General features: G+C 64.0%; 18 protein-coding genes. 8 read left to right on the top strand and 10 right to left on the bottom strand.

The annotated features are described in order from the left end of the window. Nucleotides 1-76: 76 nt before the first annotated feature. Nucleotides 77-688, bottom strand: coding sequence for a PilZ domain-containing protein (locus GR158_RS20810; protein ID WP_134650753.1), 612 nt, complete (start codon nt 686-688; stop codon nt 77-79). Between the two features lie 151 nt (nt 689-839). Next, on the bottom strand, nt 840-1,469 hold the full coding sequence (locus tag GR158_RS20805; RefSeq protein WP_160872432.1) for a PAS domain-containing protein: 630 nt from the start codon (nt 1,467-1,469) through the stop codon (nt 840-842). 290 nt (nt 1,470-1,759) lie between these two features. Here GR158_RS20805 and GR158_RS20800 point away from each other — a divergent pair, with 290 nt between their 5' ends. Then, a complete protein-coding gene (locus GR158_RS20800; protein WP_160872431.1) occupies nt 1,760-2,503 on the top strand; it encodes a rhomboid family intramembrane serine protease in 744 nt (247 codons plus the stop codon). Nucleotides 2,504-2,689: 186 nt separating this feature from the next. Then, nucleotides 2,690-3,118: a CBS domain-containing protein gene (locus GR158_RS20795; RefSeq protein ID WP_134650750.1), complete on the top strand. Its 429-nt coding sequence runs from the start codon at nt 2,690-2,692 to the stop codon at nt 3,116-3,118. Nucleotides 3,119-3,227: 109 nt separating this feature from the next. Here GR158_RS20795 and GR158_RS20790 read toward each other — a convergent pair whose 3' ends face one another. The 3 genes from GR158_RS20790 to folE all read right to left on the bottom strand — a co-directional run bounded on the left by GR158_RS20790 (nt 3,228) and on the right by folE (nt 5,643). Further along, the gene (locus GR158_RS20790) at nt 3,228-4,193 is read right to left on the bottom strand and encodes a patatin-like phospholipase family protein (protein WP_160872430.1); all 966 of its coding nucleotides are present in this window, start codon (nt 4,191-4,193) and stop codon (nt 3,228-3,230) included. A gap of 349 nt (nt 4,194-4,542) precedes the next feature. Then, nucleotides 4,543-4,995, bottom strand: a complete 453-nt coding sequence (gene hisI, locus GR158_RS20785; protein WP_160872429.1) for a phosphoribosyl-AMP cyclohydrolase — start codon at nt 4,993-4,995, stop codon at nt 4,543-4,545. Nucleotides 4,996-5,031: 36 nt separating this feature from the next. Beyond that, nucleotides 5,032-5,643, bottom strand: coding sequence for a GTP cyclohydrolase I FolE (folE, locus tag GR158_RS20780; RefSeq protein ID WP_134650747.1), 612 nt, complete (start codon nt 5,641-5,643; stop codon nt 5,032-5,034). Between the two features lie 342 nt (nt 5,644-5,985). On the opposite strand from folE, the gene GR158_RS20775 reads away from it, so the two are divergent. After that, complete coding sequence (locus GR158_RS20775; protein WP_202402383.1) at nt 5,986-6,432, top strand: iron-sulfur cluster assembly scaffold protein; 447 nt, start codon at nt 5,986-5,988, stop codon at nt 6,430-6,432. A gap of 6 nt (nt 6,433-6,438) precedes the next feature. Beyond that, nucleotides 6,439-6,819 (top strand): membrane protein insertion efficiency factor YidD, encoded by a 381-nt coding sequence (gene yidD / locus GR158_RS20770; protein ID WP_160872427.1) that lies wholly within the window; start codon nt 6,439-6,441, stop codon nt 6,817-6,819. 83 nt (nt 6,820-6,902) lie between these two features. Here the strand turns inward: yidD and GR158_RS20765 are convergent, their stop codons facing one another. Together GR158_RS20765 and GR158_RS20760 are read right to left on the bottom strand one after the other, a co-directional pair. Then, nucleotides 6,903-7,349, bottom strand: coding sequence for an isoprenylcysteine carboxylmethyltransferase family protein (locus tag GR158_RS20765; protein WP_160872426.1), 447 nt, complete (start codon nt 7,347-7,349; stop codon nt 6,903-6,905). A 48-nt stretch (nt 7,350-7,397) separates the two neighbouring features. Continuing rightward, nucleotides 7,398-8,246, bottom strand: coding sequence for a pseudouridine synthase (locus tag GR158_RS20760; protein ID WP_160872425.1), 849 nt, complete (start codon nt 8,244-8,246; stop codon nt 7,398-7,400). Nucleotides 8,247-8,347: 101 nt separating this feature from the next. On the opposite strand from GR158_RS20760, the gene prmB reads away from it, so the two are divergent. Further along, nucleotides 8,348-9,265 (top strand): 50S ribosomal protein L3 N(5)-glutamine methyltransferase, encoded by a 918-nt coding sequence (gene prmB / locus GR158_RS20755; protein WP_160872424.1) that lies wholly within the window; start codon nt 8,348-8,350, stop codon nt 9,263-9,265. 1,561 nt (nt 9,266-10,826) lie between these two features. Here prmB and GR158_RS20750 read toward each other — a convergent pair. Together GR158_RS20750 and GR158_RS20745 are read right to left on the bottom strand one after the other, a co-directional pair. Continuing rightward, complete coding sequence (locus GR158_RS20750; RefSeq protein WP_160872423.1) at nt 10,827-11,489, bottom strand: GAD-like domain-containing protein; 663 nt, start codon at nt 11,487-11,489, stop codon at nt 10,827-10,829. 167 nt (nt 11,490-11,656) lie between these two features. Further along, a complete protein-coding gene (locus GR158_RS20745; RefSeq protein ID WP_230640299.1) occupies nt 11,657-12,100 on the bottom strand; it encodes an NUDIX domain-containing protein in 444 nt (147 codons plus the stop codon). A gap of 269 nt (nt 12,101-12,369) precedes the next feature. Between GR158_RS20745 and thrS the strand changes: the two genes are divergently transcribed. Both thrS and GR158_RS20735 read left to right on the top strand, forming a co-directional pair. Continuing rightward, nucleotides 12,370-14,346, top strand: a complete 1,977-nt coding sequence (thrS, locus tag GR158_RS20740; RefSeq protein WP_160872422.1) for a threonine--tRNA ligase — start codon at nt 12,370-12,372, stop codon at nt 14,344-14,346. Between the two features lie 75 nt (nt 14,347-14,421). Beyond that, the gene (locus tag GR158_RS20735) at nt 14,422-15,258 is read left to right on the top strand and encodes a lysophospholipid acyltransferase family protein (RefSeq protein ID WP_160872421.1); all 837 of its coding nucleotides are present in this window, start codon (nt 14,422-14,424) and stop codon (nt 15,256-15,258) included. Here the strand turns inward: GR158_RS20735 and GR158_RS20730 are convergent, their stop codons facing one another. Then, the gene (locus GR158_RS20730; RefSeq protein WP_370359439.1) at nt 15,259-16,254 is read right to left on the bottom strand and encodes a hypothetical protein; all 996 of its coding nucleotides are present in this window, start codon (nt 16,252-16,254) and stop codon (nt 15,259-15,261) included. Between the two features lie 240 nt (nt 16,255-16,494). Between GR158_RS20730 and GR158_RS20725 the strand changes: the two genes are divergently transcribed. Further along, nucleotides 16,495-17,079, top strand: coding sequence for a nitroreductase (locus tag GR158_RS20725; protein ID WP_160872420.1), 585 nt, complete (start codon nt 16,495-16,497; stop codon nt 17,077-17,079). Nucleotides 17,080-17,081 lie beyond the last annotated feature (2 nt).

Genomic DNA, 17,081 nt, shown 5'->3' with positions numbered 1-17,081 from the left:
GTGCATCGTTCTGAAACAGAAAAGGGCCCGCCGGGCCCTTTTTCGTACAGTCCATGCCGCGTGGTGTCGCGGAATGCTACAGGAACGACGTGAGCGCTTCCTTCGACTGCACCGAGGAGAACTCGATGGCGACACCTTCCTGGAAGTGGCGGACCACGCGGCCCTTCATGCTGCCGAGCTGCACGGGGGTTCCGAGCGCCGGGCGCACTTCGATATCGATTGCCGCGCCCGACAGCGACAGGTCGATGATCCGGCAGGGATAGCGCCGGCCGTCGTCGAGGGTCAGTTCCGTGCGGGTGTTGCGCGGCGTCAGGCGGTCGTGGCGGCGGTCTTCCGGCAGGCCGAGCTCGTGCTTGTTGGCGATCCAGGTCAGCTGGGCCGCGAGCTTCTCGCGCTTCCTGTCGGTAGCGGTCAGCTGGATTGCGAAGCCGGTGTCGTTGAGCAGCGCGACATTGCCTTCGATGCGGCCGAGGTGATCGATATAGGCGATGATCCGCTCGCCCATGCGGGGCCGCGCCGCGCATATGAAATTCGCATCGCCCGGCGACATGTCGAGCACCGTGCAGTCATACTCGTCGTGATTGGCGGTCATCAGCCGGCCCGACAGGTTGACCGAGACGCGCTGGAAGTTGCGCTGGTCGCTCTGGGGCTGCCGTGCGGCAGGCGATGCCTGTTGGAAAGAGTACATGAGCGCGGGTGCCTGATGATCCTATCTCTTTCCAACCTTTAATCTTTCTGGGTTAACAGAAGGTTTGCCGCAGCCCGGAAATCTCGTATCCGTCGAGTGTTTTGACAACTTATGGGGGTTGCCGGTTGCATTGACGGTAGAGCCTTGTCAGTCACTCCGTCTTGCGCCCGCCTTCGAAGATGCGCAGATGCATGACGCGGCTCATCGCCTGGCCGATCCCGGCCGGCCGCATCGTCATGATGGAGGTCGGCACGGGAATGGATGGCCGCGGGGCGGCCAGCGTATCCGTGCGGTCCGGGTCGATCACCGTCAGCGTATCGATCGTGGCGTAGCGGAAGGCCGAAAGCGGCTGGCGCTGGCCGGGCAGGGGTGCAAAGGCGCCGATGATCCGGTCGGCCGTCCGGCCCTGCGTGGCGAGCGGCAGCAGCGTGATTTCGGCCTGCGTGGTGTCCAGCGCACCGTCGACGAGCTGGATGAGCAGGATGGCGGGCGCGGTCTGGGCCATGACATTCTCGGCGATCCGTCCGACCCGTTCGCGCAGGTCCGGCGCAAACAGCCGGTCGAAGCCGGTGCCCTTCAGCTCGCGGGCGAATTGCGCGCAGATGCGCGTTCCGGCAAGCCGGAACAGCGGGGCCTGCGCCTCGGCGTGTTCCAGGATGAAGACGTCGGGCAGGATGCCGGCGATGTCGGCCGGCTCGATTGCGCTGCGCAGGGGCAAGGCCTGCCGGCCGCGCTGGCGCGTCCAGTAATCGTAAAGTGTCGTCGCGGCCCTGGTCTGCATGCACGTCATCCAATCACTTCTGTCCCGTTCCGGAACGGATTCCGGGGCTGACGGGGCGTCTGAGGTGAGAGGAGCGAGTTTCGTGCCACCGCGCGATTAAGGTTAACAAACGGTTTCGATTGCGCGGCCGGCCCGCTTCGGGAAAAGTCGGGGCATCCCTCCACGAGGGGTGGTTAAGTGCACATCTTTCAAGCTCCGGGGATTGGGGGCGCGGGCCGTCGGCGAAAGCTGCACGGCCTTTCTTTTATCTATATAAGCGCGATTCCTTTTGTATGAGTTGGTGGTTCGCAATGCGTGACGACGGCGTGGAAATGCATGATGAGGAGAACGGCGTGCGCAGGCGCGAGCCCGCCTTCAATCTTCCCGGAAGTCTCGTCTTCGTGCTCGGCCTGCTGACGCTCGTCCATGCCGTGCGCACCTATGTGCTGTCGGTGCCCGCCGACGAGAGCGTCCTCCTGCGCTTCGCCTTCATACCCGCACGCTATGCCGTGCCGCTTGCCGATCAGGACCTGAGCTGGCTGTGGAGCCCGATCACCTATTCGCTGCTGCACGGCAGTTGGGAGCATCTGCTGTTCAACGGCTTCTGGATGGTCGCCTTCGGCGCGCCGGTGGTGCGGCGCATCGGCGTCACGCGCTTCTTCCTGTTCTGGTGCCTATCCGCCATCGCGGCGGTCGCCTTCCACACGGCGCTGCACTGGGGCGAGATGATCCTCGTCGTAGGCGCCTCCGGCGTCGTCTCCGGCCTGATGGGCGCTGCGGCGCGCTTCGTGTTCTCGCCGAGCGGCCGCATCAGCCGGCAGTTCGCCCATCTCAACCGGCGGCTTTCGATCCCCGAGGCGCTGTCGAACCGTTCGGTGCTGGTCTTCTCGGGCATCTGGTTCCTCACGAATTTTCTGGTCGGCGTCGGCCAGGTCTTCGGCTCGGTCGGCGGCGGCGGGGCCATCGCCTGGGAGGCCCATATCGGCGGCTTCCTCTTCGGGTTCCTGTTCTTTCCGATCTTCGACCGGCTGGACGGCGAAGCCCGGCGGGATTGACGCTATCCACAAGCAGTCTTGCAATCGCCGTTTTCGTGGCGCACCATAAGACAGTTCCGGTTCGCACATGCAGACCGGAAGGGACCGGCACACGCACGGAGGAAGCGATGCCTGTCTCACCATACTGGCAGGGCATTCCTGCAAGGGTGCCCCGCCTCTCTGTCATGACGCACACGGGAGGTACGCATGTATGTAAAGTCGATACTGGACGAGAAGGGCCGCAACGTCGTGACCGGCGGCCCACAGCTTACCGTCAGGCAGGCTGCCGTCTATCTTCATGAAAATCACATAGGCGCCATCGTCATCGTGGACCGCAACGATCGCATCTCCGGCATTCTGACCGAGCGCGACATCGTTGCCGCCGTGGCCCGCAACGGTGCGGAATGCCTGGAAAAGCCGATTTCCTCCATCATGTGGGGCAATGTCCACCGCTGCGGCGAGGCGCAATCCGTCGAAGACATCATGGAAATGATGAGCAAGCTGCGTGCACGCCATATTCCCGTGGAGAAAGACGGGCGGCTGGTCGGCATCATCTCCATCGGCGACGTGGTGAAAGCCCATATCCGTGCGATCAAGCACGAGGCCGAGGCCATCAAGGCCTATATCGCGAGTTGACCGCATCGCGACCGGCCCGGTGAAACGGTTTCGGGCGGAACGATCCTAGCCGTTCCGCCCGCCTTTAGTCCTGTAGCTTCCTGCAGGCTTTCCCTGATATCGCCGCGCCTCAGCGCACGGCTCGCACCACTTCCTGCATGCGCTGGATTTCGGCAATGCGCGCCTTGGCTTCCTGATAGCCGCGGTCGATGGCTTCGCCGGCGCGGTGGAACTCCGAAAGGCCGATATCGGCGAGCTTTGGATGCAGCGCTAGATCCGGCGGGTCGCCGGCAAGGCGCGCGCGGGAAATGCGGTCCTGGATGATGTTGAACGACTGCACCATCACGCCGGTCAGGCCGAGCCGCGCAGCACTGTCTTCCTGTCTGTGCTCGTCGATCTTCTGCTGGCTGGCGCTGTGCTTGATCACCGCCGAGCGGCCGTAGAGGTCGTAGTTGAGATTGACCGCGACGACGAGCGGCTCTTCATAGGCGCGGCAGACCGAGACGGGCACCGGATTGACGAGGGCGCCGTCGACCAGCGTGCGGTTGTTGCATTTGATCGGTTCGAAAATGCCGGGCAGGGCGTAGGACGCGCGCAACGCCGTGATCAGCGAGCCGCCGTTGATCCACACTTCATGGCCGCTGTTGACTTCCGTCGCCACCGCCACGAACGGGCGGTCGAGGTCTTCGATCGCGAGGTTTTCGAGATGCTCCTGCATGCGCTTTGTCAGCCGCATGCCGCCGAACAGGCCGGAGCCGCGAATGGTGAAATCCAGCAGGCTGGCGATGCGGCGCATGGTGAGCGAGCGTGCGAAACTTTCAAGCTCATCGAGCTTGCCGGCCAGGTAGCAGCCGCCGACGAGGGCGCCGATCGAGGTGCCGGCGATCATGCCGACTTCGATGCCCTCTTCCTCCAGTGCCCTGAGGACGCCGATATGGGCCCAGCCGCGGGCAGCGCCGCCGCCGAGTGCGAGTGCGATCTTGGACTTGCGGGGCGGGGCGGGTGCAGGCATGGGCGGGAGCGTGTCGAGGGTAGGGTCGCCGGGATTGGATGCGTCCGATGGCATCAGGCTGCGGTTGAAACTCCAGTTCAGCATTCCGGACCTCCATTCCCCAAAGGAACTCTCGGTGACGCGACCGGTTCCGCCGCTTCAACACCTGCGAATACAGGATATAGGGCAGGATAAGGGCGATGCGTATCGCGGGGAACTTTCAACGTGAAAAAAAGATGCGGATGCGCGATTTTCCGGGGGCTTGCCTGTGCCTGCAGGGGCGCTGTCATCCACGGGGTGGCGCTGGAGACCGGTCTTGATGCAGGAGTGCGTTGCGCTTCCATCTCGTGATCCGCATGGCGGGGGTAAAAGCCGCCATGCGAGCCATTAGGCAATTCGAACGGTTTCCAATTGGTGAAAACGTCTCGAATCTGGACGAAAATCGCGCAGATGCTTAATTTTTGCTGTAGACGGTAGCCGGATCGAACTGCGGCTCGCCGCCGGTGATTGTGAGCACCGCGCCGTCGGGTCCGTTCGAGACCGTGCGGTAGAAGCAGGAGCGGCGGCCGGTGTGGCAGGTCGCGTCATGACCGGCCACGGACACTTTCAGCCAGACGGCATCCTGATCGCAATCCGTGCGCAGTTCCACCACCGTCTGGAGATTGCCCGAGGTCTCGCCCTTCTTCCAGAGCGCGTTGCGCGAGCGGCTCCAGTAGTGCGCGATGCCGGTCTCGATGGTCAGCGCCAACGACTGGGCGTTCATGTGCGCCACCATCAGCAGCTCGCCGTCCTTCGCGTCCGTCACGACGGCGGTGACAAGCCCGCTTTCGTCGAAACGCGGGGTGAACGCGGTTCCGGTCTCGAGTTCGGCCTTGTCTTTCGAAGGGGCGTCGAAGGTGATCGGCATGGCGGCGGCTCCGTCTTCCGAAGCCGGCCGTTTCGCCTAGCTTCGTATCATGGTCATGAACCGGACCTGTTCAGTCGGCTCGGTCTTGAAGGCACCGGTAAAGGTGGTGGTCAGCGTTGTCGAGCCCTGTTTCTGGATGCCCCGCATCGCCATGCACATATGCTCGGCCTCGATCATCACGGCCACGCCGCGCGGATTGAGCGTCTCGTCGATCGACTTGGCGATCTGCGCCGTCATGGTTTCCTGCGTCTGCAGGCGGCGGCCGTAGATTTCCACCACGCGGGCGATCTTGGACAGGCCGAGCACCCGGCCGTTCGGCAGATAGGCGACATGCGCCTTGCCGATGATCGGCACCATATGGTGTTCGCAATGCGAGAAGAACGGGATATCGCGCACCAGCACCATGTCGTCGTAGCCGGCGACTTCCTCGAAGGTGCGGCCCAGCACGTCCTCGGCGGCGAGGTCGTATCCGGAGAACAGCTCACGGTATGCCTTGGCCACGCGCTTGGGCGTGTCCAGCAGGCCTTCGCGTTCCGGGTCGTCACCGGCCCAGCGAAGCAGGACGCGAACGGCATCCTCCGCTTCTTTCTGGGAGGGGCGATCCGTCTGGTCTTCGGGGCGCGGAAAATTCGTTACGATGGCGTCCATGGTCGTGGAGACCTTTCTGCAGGTTATCTGACGTGTATTCGGACTCGCCACTGGCCATTCGCCTAACCCTGCAGGCTTGGGTTCCGTTGGCGGGCTCCGGGGCTTTCAGGTCTCGCTTAACAGTGCGCTGACCGTCCGGCACGGTTTCCCAAACAACAGGTGGTGTCCGCTTTCCGCCATTTCGCTTCTTGCAAAACACGCACCCCAATACGAGCTATCATATAGTATGGATCACTGGTCGCGAAAGAGGCAGGAGGCGACACGTCGTGCTTTTTTCCCGACCCGATCGGAATAATATCCCCGGATCATTGAAGATTTCGCAAAAAGTGCGAAAAGCAGGTCATGATGGACGATATCTATAACAGCCGCATTCTCGAATTTGCCGGCAACATTCCGCGGATCGGCACGCTTGACGACGCGGATGCCGAGGCAGGCGCCCATTCCAAGCTCTGCGGCTCCCGCGTGAGGGTCTATATCAAGCTCGACGGCGACCGGGTCAGCGATTTCGCGCACGAGGTGAAGGCCTGCGCGCTGGGGCAGGCGTCGTCCTCCATCATGGCGCGCCACGTGATCGGCGCTACCGTCGCGGACATTCGCCGGGCGCGCGAGGACATGCTGGCCATGCTGAAGGCCGACGGCGAGGGCCCTGGCGGACGTTTCGAGGAGATGCGCTTCCTCAAGCCCGTCAAGGACTACAAGGCGCGCCACGCCTCCACCATGCTGACCTTCGATGCGGTGGTGGATGCCATCGGCCAGATCGAGGCGAAGCGGCTCGAAAAAGCCGGGTGAAGCGCGATGTGCGACGGTCCGGACTGCCGGCATGCCGCGCCGGCTTCGGCTTCGGCTTCTGCTTCCAGGGGCCGCAACTGGTCGGGACCGTTCCGCAAGACACCGGGCCGGCTTCTCGGCATGGGCCTCATCCGCCTCTACCAACTCACGCTGTCCGGTTTCATCGGCAATTCCTGCCGGCATCTGCCGACCTGCTCGGAATACGGCTATGAGGCGGTCGCACGCCACGGCCTGTGGCGGGGCGGCTTCATGACGCTGTTTCGCGTCGCGCGCTGCGGCCCGGGCGGCACGTATGGTTTCGATCCCGTGCCCGAGACGCTGGAGCGCCGGTTTTCCTGGTGGGCGCCGTGGCGGCTGTGGCGCGTGTCGCGCGCCGGCAGGGGCTGAGCCGTGACGACCCGCAAGCTCGGCATCGGCACGCTGCGCAATGCCAACACCGTCAACGGTCTCGCCAGGATGCTCGGCTGATCCTAGAGCCATCGGCGCACACGCTCACGGTAGGCCGCGTAGGGCTTGCCAAGACCACGCTCCAGCACCTTTTCCTCGACCCGGACCTGCAACCACACGGCGGCTACCACGGCCGCGGCCAGCGCGCGCTGGACGATATCCGGCCGGGCGACGACGAAACCCGCAAACAGTGCGACCTGACCGACGAAGACCGGGTTGCGCGACCGGCGGAACGGCCCGGTATCGACGATGGCGCCGGACTGGCCTTCCGCCGAGCCGATGCGCCAGGAGGCGCCCATATAGTGCTGGGCATGGGCTGCAAACAGCGCGCCGAGGCCGGCGATGGCAAGCCCCGCGGCCCGCAGCGTGGCCGGACAGCGGGGAGAGGGCGGGCATGCGGAACTCCATGATGATCGTCCTTCGAAGATAATTCCTCCAGTGACTGGAGGATCGAGCCCCTTTCCGATCATTATGCTACGGACCTTTCCGGCGGGGATGTCGCCGACCGCTCACCTCTCCTATCGGCGGCGGGTGAGGCTGCGCAGGTTGCGCACTTCCGTCTCGCTCAGCGGGCGTACCGCGCCCTTTTCGAGATCGCCGAGGGGCAGGTTGCCGATGGCGACGCGCACGAGGCGCAGGCATTCCACGCCGAGCGCTTCGAGCATGCGGCGGATATGGCGGTTGCGGCCCTCGTCGAGCTCGATTTCGAGCCAGGCGTTCTTTTCGCCCGCCCGCAGCTGCCGCACCCGGCGCGCCTTCAGGACGTCGCCGTCATGGATGACGCCGCGCGCCATCGCCTCGAGCAAGGGAGCGTCGGCATGGCGATCCATCTGGACGTGATAGGTCTTGGCGACATGGGTCCCGGGATCGAGCAGGGCGTTGGCGAACTGCGTGTCGTTGGTGAAGAGCAGCAGGCCCTCGCTTGCCTTGTCGAGCCGGCCGACCGGCGAAAGATGGGCGTGCTCGACGCCGGCGAGGCAATCATAGACCGTCGGGCGGCCCTCCGGGTCGTGGCGGGTGGTGACGAGGCCGCGCGGCTTGTTGAGCATGAGATAGACCGGTGCCTCGGCGACCACCGGCCGGCCATCGACGGCGAGTGCCGCTTCGGCAAGGTCGATCCACGTCTCGGGATCGGTGACGATCCGGCCGGCGACCGTGACGCGGCCTTCCATGATCAGCGCTTCCGCCTGGCTGCGCGAGCAGAAGCCGAGCTTGGAGAGCGCGCGGGGCAGGGTGACGCGCTTGCCGTCCGGTGCCGCCTTCGGCCTTGCGGACAGGCGCGGCTTGGCGACGACGGGCGCACGCGCTACCGCGCCTGCCTTGCGGGAGGGAGCCGGTTTCTGCCTGTTGCGCGTATCCTTCGCCATGCTGTCGCGGAAAGCCTCTATGGTTATGATTGACCGCTCCGCCCTTGCCATTCTAAAGCCGGGTCAGTCCAGAGAATACTATAGCGCACACGAGGCCGCCGTTGACACAGCAAGACATCACAACCGAACTCGTGACGCTGCGCGACTACTGGCGCTATGCGATCTCGCGCTTCAACGCCGCCGATCTGAGCTACGGCCACGGCACGACGACGGCGAGCGACGACGCGGCCTATCTGCTGCTCGACACGCTGGAACTGCCGATCGATGCGCTCGATCCCTTCCTCGATGCCCGCCTGCTGCCCGACGAGCGCCGGCTGCTTGCCGAGCGCATCGAGACGCGGGTAACGACGCGCAAGCCCTCGTCCTACATTACCGGGCGCGCCTATATCCAGGGCGTGCGCTTCCATGTCGACGAGCGGGTGATCGTGCCGCGCTCGCATATCGGCGAAATCCTGTTTGCCGAATATCTCGGCGACAACGGTTCCGCCTTCCTGCCCGATCCGATGACGGTGACGAGCGCCGTCGACATCTGCACGGGCTCGGGCTGCCTTGCGGTGCTGGCGGCAAAGTTCTTCCCGCATGCCACGGTCGATGCCGTCGACCTCTCGGCCGATGCGCTGGAGGTGGCGAAGATCAATCTCGACGAACACGATGTCGAGGACCAGGTGACGCTGTTCCAGGGCGACCTCTTCGAACCGCTGGAAGGCCGCACCTACGACCTCATCATCACCAATCCGCCCTATGTCGACCACGAGGCGCTCTCGGGTTACCCGCCGGAATTCCGCGCCGAGCCGGAAATGGCCCATGACGGCGGCGTGGACGGGCTCGATCTGGTGCGCCGCATCCTCGCCGACGCGCCCGCCTATCTCAACCCCGAGGGCGGCATGATCTGCGAGATCGGCTCGGGCCGGGAAATCCTGGAAGAGGAATTCCCGCATCTCGATTTCGTCTGGCTGGAAACGGCCGAGTCGCAGGACGCCGTGTTCTGGATTTCCGCCGAGGCGCTCGGCGTCTCCTGAGCGTAACACGTCTCCCGAGCCTTCGACCGGCCGCGCCGGGCACGCCGGCCGCCGTGCCGGCCCGGCTTGCGGGCGCGCGGCCGGCCTTCGGGCGGCGGAAAGGCGAGGGGTTCGCCATTGCCCGCGCCGTCGTCCATGTCGCCGTCCTCTTCGCCGGGGACCAGCCCCCAGGCCTCCCGGATGATGCGGTCGACGTCCATGACGCCGTCGATCAGGCGCCGGATATCCGCGCCGGTGACGATGCAGGGCGGAAGCGTGGCGCTGTCGGGCAACGCGTCCGCTTCACCGCCCGGGCGCGGGCAGCCGGCGCAGCGCCGCGCCCGCCGGCAGCGCGGCAGGCGGCAGGTGCGGAAGAAGCCGGCCTCGGTCGCCCCGAACTGGTGGATGACCAGCCTGTGGTCATCGTCGCCCTCGGGCGGTGCGGTGGTGCCCTGCCTGTCTGGTGTCATGGTTCTCTCCTGGGGATTCTCGTGGAGCCTCTTCGGGGGTCTCCGGCGGATTGCGCGCAGCCGGAACGGCCCGCAGGTTTCCCATCGGGTTGAAGACTGTCGGGACCGGAGAACCGCGCGAAAGCGTTGCCTCTGGAAAGGGTGTGTGTGGTGGCTTCGCTTTCGCGCGGCCCAGGCGTTCTTCGGAGGCGGTCTTGTCCTCCTTCAGGCATGGCAGGGCTTCGCTGCGCAGTCTGGCTGGCCCATGCGCCTTGTCCGGAAACCGCGTTCCGCACTTTCCGGGGGCATGGGCTGCCATCCTGCCTGCATGGCGGACCCAAACCGACCCCGCGACCCGGGGAAGGGGGAAGCCCCGCACGGCGAAGGGCGTCACCCCCTCGTCGCTCCAAACCTCTCTCGCCCCCGCCGCACGTTACGGCAGACAACGAAAGCGCCTCCTCCCGCCCGCATCGACACGTTACGCGATCCGTCCGGCGGCGGAAGGACGTTCAGGATAGGCGATGGGCGGAAGGCGGGGATGATTCGTGCGTGAAAAGGGCGGCTGGGACTGGAATGATTGGGTTTTTCCGGCGGCAGCGTCCCCGTGTTTTATGGGTGGTTGCCGTTGTCATTACGCCAGCCGCCACCACACCCGACGTTGCCACACCGACAGCCGCGGCACTCACGGTCGCCGCACGCGCCGTGGCCACACCCACCGACGTCATCCTCGGGCTTGACCCGAGGATCTGCCGGCCTTCTCCAAACCGTTGACGGAAATGGCGTATCGGCGTGGTCAGATCCTCGGGTCGAGCCCGAGGATGACGGAGGAGAGGGCAGATAAGGATGACGGAGGAGAGGGCACGGCTTGTGGTCCGGGCCTTCGGAGGTGAGCGGTGGATTTATTCTTCTTTCGCCCATGCTGCGGATTTCGGCGGAACAAGAAAGCGCCTCCTCGCGTCGGCATCGACACGTTATGCGATCCGTTCGGCGGGGTAAGATATTCAGGACACGGGAGGCTTCAGAGGCGAAGAAAAGAAGTGGGACAGTTTTTGGCTAAGTCGGCTCGGTTTCGTTGGAATCTTGCAGCCTGAATGAATGACGGCTATTGGCCCAATGCGGTCATCGGGCCGAGTTCATGGACCAATCACCCGCACCGGCCGAGGCGGAAAAGCGGCGTTGTCCATCAACTGCATCTCATGCGCCTGCGCCAGGATCGCCATATGCGGCAACGCGTCGTAGATCGTCAGGTTTTCCAGGGCTCTGTTGCCGCCAAGTGCCAGAATCGGTTTGAAACCATAGATCTGCCCGACGCCCAGCTTTCCCAGCTTGGCAGATGCCGGCTTGAAAAGCTTTTTGACCTTTGCATCATATTCATCGAGGGTCGGATCGTCGATCATCATCAATTGGCTGGTGACGGCCATATCGGGATCGAAGGTCTTGCCGCTCACAAGAGCAGGGCACGACACCTGGCCGTTCACGAGGTTGATGGCGACGTCCTGATACATTTCATTCCATGCGACGATCGTTCCAAACGCGCCGAAGCCGAGGGCATGTGTCTGTTCGGGTCTGATCTCGTTATCGCCATCGAAAACAACCTTCATGATCGAAGCATATCGAGCGGGATCGCAAAACTGAAAATATCCATCCAATACGATCCCGGTGCCGTACTGCTCCCAGAACTCGATCACGGCGTCCGGGACTTGACCTCTATGGCGCTCGATATCGACCGCTTCTCCGCCCTTGGGAACGCCGAAGTCTTCCACGATCGAAGCAAGTCTGACCTGGTATTCGTTCATATGGCGCTTCCATCACTGCTTTCAGAGAGCAGCAATGAATCAGAACGACCGGGATTTGGGAACCCTGAGAGTCAACACTTCCCAGAGCATGTCGCCATCGCCGGATGACCGGTGTTGGCGCCTCTGAGCCACTACGACTGCTTCGCCTCACATCACTTGCAGAGCAGTCATGTTGCCTTGGAGAACAGAAGTTCCATCGGATAGGGAACGGCAAGTCTCGGCATCTCGTTCAAGGGCGTGTATTTGAGGCTAACGGTTTCGGGATCAGAGAAACCACCTGGCTCGCCCTTGGTCAGACATCTGAACAGCACGACAAAATACTCGACCTGATCCCCGTTTGGATACACGTATCGAAAATCCTTGCCGCCAAATACCCCCAAGACTTCCGCTTCGATGACCGTCAGCCCGGTCTCTTCCAAGACTTCGCGAGCCACTGCCTGTTGTGGCGTCTCACCTAACTCGATTGCACCGGCAGGAAGGCTCCAGCCTTCGCCTTGGCCCTTGCGCTGGAGAAGCAACCGCCCTTCGGCGTCGGAAATGACCGCTGCAACGCTTGGCAGCATAATGAGGTCGCGACCGATCTTTGCGCGGAGGGACTGAATATAGTTCAAAGGGCTGATCATCCAATAATGGAGTTGCTGCAGCTACGCATACCCTAAAGCTGCGCGGAGCTGCAATGGCCGCTGTTGGCGCGACGCCGCCGTTGAGCGGACGGGGCACCATAATCAATGAATACTTGGGCTTGAAAGCGATCATAGGGCCTGCCCCTTCCAATCCCCCCAAAATCGCCGTATACCGCGCGACGCACGCGCCGGGGCATCCGGCCTCTTCCCTTCGCATACCACCCGCATTCGTTGGCGGGACTGGATAGGAGAATTTCATGTCTGCACCTGTTTCCCTGACATTTCCCGATGGCTCCGTTCGCGAATATCCCGCGGGCTCGACGGGGCGTGATGTGGCGGAGGCGATTTCGAAGTCGCTGGCCAAGAAGGCGGTTGCCATTGCGCTCGACGGCGAGTTGCGCGATCTCTCCGATCCCGTTTCGAACGGGCGGATCGAGATCGTCACCCGCGAGGACGACCGCGCGCTGGAGCTGATCCGTCACGACGCCGCCCACGTCATGGCCGAGGCCGTGCAGGAGCTGTGGCCCGGCACGCAGGTGACCATCGGTCCGGTCATCGACAACGGCTTCTATTACGACTTCGCCAAGAACGAGCCCTTCACGCCGGACGATCTGCCCAAGATCGAAAAGCGCATGAAGGAGATCGTGAGCCGCAACAAGCCGTTCACCAAGGAAATCTGGTCGCGCGACAAGGCGCGCCAGGTGTTTGCCGACAAGGGCGAGGCCTACAAGGTCGAGCTGGTCGATGCGATCCCGGCGGGGCAGGACCTCAAGATCTATTACCAGGGCGACTGGTTCGACCTGTGTCGCGGCCCGCACATGGCCTCGACCGGCCAGATCGGCACGGCCTTCAAGCTGATGAAGGTGGCCGGCGCCTATTGGCGCGGCGACAGTAACAACCCGATGCTGACGCGCATCTACGGCACCGCCTGGCGCACACAGGAGGAGCTCGACACCTATCTCAACATCCTCGCCGAGGCCGAGAAGCGCGACCACCGTCGCCTCGGCCGCGAAATGGACCTGTTCCATTTCCAGGAGGAAGGGCCGGGCGTCGTGTTCTGGCACGGCAAGGGCTGGCGCATGTTCCAGACGCTCGTCGCCTATATGCGCCGTCGCCTGGCCGGCACCTATGAAGAGGTGAACGCGCCGCAGGTGCTCGACAAGTCGCTGTGGGAAACCTCCGGCCACTGGGGCTGGTATCGCGACAACATGTTCAAGGTGACCGTCGCCGGCGACGAGACCGACGACGAGCGCGTCTTTGCGCTGAAGCCGATGAACTGCCCGGGTCATGTGCAGATCTTCAAGCATGGCTTGAAGTCTTATCGCGAACTGCCTGTTCGCCTTGCGGAATTTGGCAACGTGCATCGCTATGAGCCCTCGGGCGCGCTGCACGGGCTGATGCGCGTGCGCGGCTTCACGCAGGACGATGCGCATGTCTTCTGCACCGACGAGCAGATGGCGGCGGAATGCCTGCGCATCAACGACCTGATCCTTTCGGTCTACAAGGATTTCGGCTTCGACGAGGTCGTGGTGAAGCTGTCCACCCGCCCGGAAAAGCGCGTCGGTTCCGACGAACTGTGGGACCGGGCCGAAAGCGTCATGATGGATGTCTTGAAGCAGATCGAGGCGCAGTCCGGCGGACGCATCAAGACCGGTATCCTGCCGGGCGAGGGCGCGTTCTACGGGCCGAAGTTCGAATATACGCTGAAGGACGCCATCGGCCGCGAATGGCAGTGCGGCACCACGCAGGTCGACTTCAACCTGCCGGAACGCTTCGGCGCCTTCTATATCGACCAGAATTCCGACAAGAAGCAGCCCGTCATGATCCACCGCGCCATCTGCGGCTCGATGGAACGCTTCCTCGGCATCCTGATCGAGAACTTCGCCGGCCACATGCCGCTGTGGATCGCCCCGCAGCAGGTGGTGGTCGCCACCATCACCTCCGAGGCCGACGACTATGGCCGCGAGGTGGCCGAGAAGCTGCGCGAGGCGGGTCTGACGGTCGAGACCGATTTCCGCAACGAGAAGATCAACTACAAGGTCCGCGAGCATTCCGTGACCAAGGTTCCGGTCATCGTCGTCTGTGGCAAGCGGGAGGCGGAGGAGCGCACCGTCAACATCCGCCGTCTCGGTTCGCAGAACCAGACGTCGATGACGCTCGACGACGCGATCGCATCGCTCGCCGACGAGGCGATGCCGCCGGACCTCAAGCGCAAGCGCGACCGGGTCGCGTAAGCGCCCTGCCATCTGTCTGAAAACCTTCATGATCCCGTGCTAACAGTGCGGGATCATTTTTTTTGAGGAATGCCCGTGCGGTTCAGGCAGCTGTCCTATGCCAATGAGAACGATCCGCGGCTCAAGCGGTGGTTCATCCGCTCCATGGAGGGGCTCGCCGGGCGGGACCGCTATGCGCGGCTCTACGATATCTGGCGCACCTCCATCGTCGGCACCAGCGCGCGCGTCTTCGGCGACATGCTCGATCTCATCGACGTGCGGCTCGCCGTGCGCGGCGCCTGGCCGCCGGCCGACCTGCCGGAGGGGCCGCTGGTCATCGTCGCCAACCATCCCTTCGGCATCGGCGACGGCATCGCGGTGCTGGCGCTTGCCGAACAGCTCGGCCGTCCCTTCCGCGTGATGATCCACAACGATCTGCTCAAGGTGCCGGAAATGCAGCCCTATGCGCTGCCGGTCTCCTTCGAGGAGACGAAGGCGGCGCTGGCGCTCAACATGGCGACGCGCGCCGAAGCGGTGCGGCTTCTGAAGGCCGGCACCACTATCGTGGTGTTTCCGGCGGGCGGGGTGGCGACGGCGAAGAACGTGTTCGGCCGCGCGCAGGACCTGCCATGGAAGATGTTTCCGGCCAAGCTGGTGCAGGCGGCCGGGGCGCATGTCATTCCGGTCTATTTCGAGGGGCAGAACGGTCGGCTCTTCCATCTCGCCAGCAAGGTGTCGCTGACGCTGAGGCTGTCGCTGCTGATCCGTGAATTCCGCAGGCTCTCGGGTTCGACCATCACGGCGCGCATCGGGGCGACCATCCCGTGGGCAGCACTTGCGGCCAGTGACCGCAAGGGCATCATGACACGGCTGCACGATGCGGTCTTCGCCATGGCGCCGGCGCGCCGTTCCCTACGCAAGCGGGCGGGCTGATCAGTCGACGACGTCCTGGGCGGCGGCCTTCTGGTCGTTTGCGTTCTCGTCGAGCAGCACCTCGACATCGGTGTTGACGCCGGCCTGCACGTTGAAATCGCGCTGATAGATGTGGTTCTTGTTGCGGGCGACGGCGATGTAGCTGCCTTCCGCCAGAACGAGCGTCGGGAAGGCGCCGACGCTTTCGGAGACCGTGTCGCCCGAGGACGTGAGGATCGACCAGGCCGTGTCGGCGATCGCCTCGCCGCCGGGCTCGGAGACGAGCTTCAGCGTCAGCTTGGCGGCGCGGTGCTGGATGGTGGCGCGCGTCAGCTTGCCGGCCTCCACCTGGATATCGGCGCGGATGACGGCGTTGACCGTGCCGTAATCGGAAACGACGTGGTAGGTGCCGGCATTGAGCCGCACGACCGAGTTCGGCTTCACATCGGCGACGACGAGGTTGCGCTCGCCATCCTCGCGGACCTCGGACGAATAGACGGAAAAGCTCAGCTCCTTCGGCGGAATGCGCACGTCCGAGCCGGAGACGGCGTTCAGCATGATGCCGCCGGCATCGAGCACCATCACCTGCTTGTCGACCTTGCCCTGATCGGGAACGACGAGCTTCTTGGTCACGCCGGCGCGGCCGAAGGCGACGTTGACGAAATATTCGCCGGGCACGAGCTGGAAGGCCGCCGTGCCGCCCTCGGAGGTCGCGACCAGCGGCAGCTTGCCATCGGCCGCCGGGATGGGCGAGAACACGCGCCAGGTCAGGCCGTCGCGCATCGGCTGGCCGTCCTTGGTCAGCAGCGCCTCGCAGGTCACGTCACGCAGGTTGTTCGGCGTCGCTTCGCCCGTCACGATCGGGTTGAAGGAGGTGAGCTTGCCACCCTTCACGGCGGGCTTGCTGACCTGCGAAAAGCTCTCGACCGTGTCCTGCGCGAAAACCGGCGCAAGGGAGGAGGCAAGGCTCGCCAGGGCGAGACTTACGACGGCGACAGGATGGAGAGGCATGCGCATGGACCGGTTGACTTCCTGACTGTAAGGCTCCACTTGAGAGCCGGCACAGGGACTGTTGTGAATGCTTGATGACGGGCTGCAAATGGCGATTTCCGCGCTTCCGGTGCGGGCGGACTTGCGTACGCTGCGCTCCGATGCTCGGCATCCCCGTCTTCGCCGGACCCTGACGCATTTCCAAACAGTCCCGAATGGCATTTTCAAGGCCGCTTTCGCGCGCCAAGGTATTGGAACTCGCTCCCGATGAAAACCGAAATCAAGCTGATCGACTACCTTTCGACCCGCCGGTCCATTCCCGCCTTCCAGATGGGCGAGCCCGGCCCCTCCAGAGAGGAGGTCGAGGCGATGCTGACGCTTGCTTCGCGCGTGCCCGATCACGGCAAGCTCGCGCCGTGGCGCTTCATCGTCTACCGGGGCGCGGAGCGCAAGCGCATCAGCGAGGCGCTGGCCAAGATCGCGATGGCGGACAAGCCCGATCTCTCCGAAGAAATGGTGAAGGTGGAGAACACGCGGCTGACCCGCGCGCCCGTCGTGGTCGCCGTCATCAGCCGCGCCGCACCGCATTTCAAGGTTCCGGAATGGGAGCAGGTGATGTCGGCCGGCGCGGTCTGCCTCAACCTCGTGATGGCGGCGAATGCCCATGGGTATGCCTCCAACTGGCTGACCGAATGGTATGCCTTCGACACCCGGGCCTATCCGATCCTCGGCGTCAACGAAGGCGAGAAGATCGCCGGTTTCATCCATATCGGCACGCCGACCGTGCCGCCGACGGAACGGCCGCGCCCGGCGCTTTCGGACATCGTGACATGGGTGGGCGACGATGCCTGACG

Origin of the sequence: Shinella sp. AETb1-6 (assembly GCF_009826875.1) — a bacterium.
Lineage (GTDB): Bacteria > Pseudomonadota > Alphaproteobacteria > Rhizobiales > Rhizobiaceae > Shinella > Shinella sumterensis.
The sequence above is the reverse complement of the archived record's forward strand: the minus strand, read 5'-3'. Positions and strand labels throughout refer to the sequence as shown.

Excerpts from the sequence above, each read along its gene's own strand:
- folE (WP_134650747.1), bottom strand. The coding sequence starts at position 5,643 with ATGGACGCCATCGTAACGAATTTTCCGCGCCCCGAAGACCAGACGGAT.
- yidD (WP_160872427.1), top strand. The coding sequence starts at position 6,439 with ATGTGCGACGGTCCGGACTGCCGGCATGCCGCGCCGGCTTCGGCTTCG.
- GR158_RS20725 (WP_160872420.1), top strand. The coding sequence starts at position 16,495 with ATGAAAACCGAAATCAAGCTGATCGACTACCTTTCGACCCGCCGGTCC.
- hisI (WP_160872429.1), bottom strand. The coding sequence starts at position 4,995 with ATGCCGATCACCTTCGACGCCCCTTCGAAAGACAAGGCCGAACTCGAG.
- thrS (WP_160872422.1), top strand. The coding sequence starts at position 12,370 with ATGTCTGCACCTGTTTCCCTGACATTTCCCGATGGCTCCGTTCGCGAA.
- GR158_RS20775 (WP_202402383.1), top strand. The coding sequence starts at position 5,986 with ATGATGGACGATATCTATAACAGCCGCATTCTCGAATTTGCCGGCAAC.
- GR158_RS20730 (WP_370359439.1), bottom strand. The coding sequence starts at position 16,254 with ATGCGCATGCCTCTCCATCCTGTCGCCGTCGTAAGTCTCGCCCTGGCG.
- GR158_RS20760 (WP_160872425.1), bottom strand. The coding sequence starts at position 8,246 with ATGGCGAAGGATACGCGCAACAGGCAGAAACCGGCTCCCTCCCGCAAG.
- GR158_RS20810 (WP_134650753.1), bottom strand. The coding sequence starts at position 688 with ATGTACTCTTTCCAACAGGCATCGCCTGCCGCACGGCAGCCCCAGAGC.
- GR158_RS20790 (WP_160872430.1), bottom strand. The coding sequence starts at position 4,193 with ATGCTGAACTGGAGTTTCAACCGCAGCCTGATGCCATCGGACGCATCC.
- GR158_RS20805 (WP_160872432.1), bottom strand. The coding sequence starts at position 1,469 with ATGCAGACCAGGGCCGCGACGACACTTTACGATTACTGGACGCGCCAG.
- GR158_RS20795 (WP_134650750.1), top strand. The coding sequence starts at position 2,690 with ATGTATGTAAAGTCGATACTGGACGAGAAGGGCCGCAACGTCGTGACC.
- GR158_RS20800 (WP_160872431.1), top strand. The coding sequence starts at position 1,760 with ATGCGTGACGACGGCGTGGAAATGCATGATGAGGAGAACGGCGTGCGC.
- GR158_RS20750 (WP_160872423.1), bottom strand. The coding sequence starts at position 11,489 with ATGAACGAATACCAGGTCAGACTTGCTTCGATCGTGGAAGACTTCGGC.
- GR158_RS20765 (WP_160872426.1), bottom strand. The coding sequence starts at position 7,349 with ATGATCGGAAAGGGGCTCGATCCTCCAGTCACTGGAGGAATTATCTTC.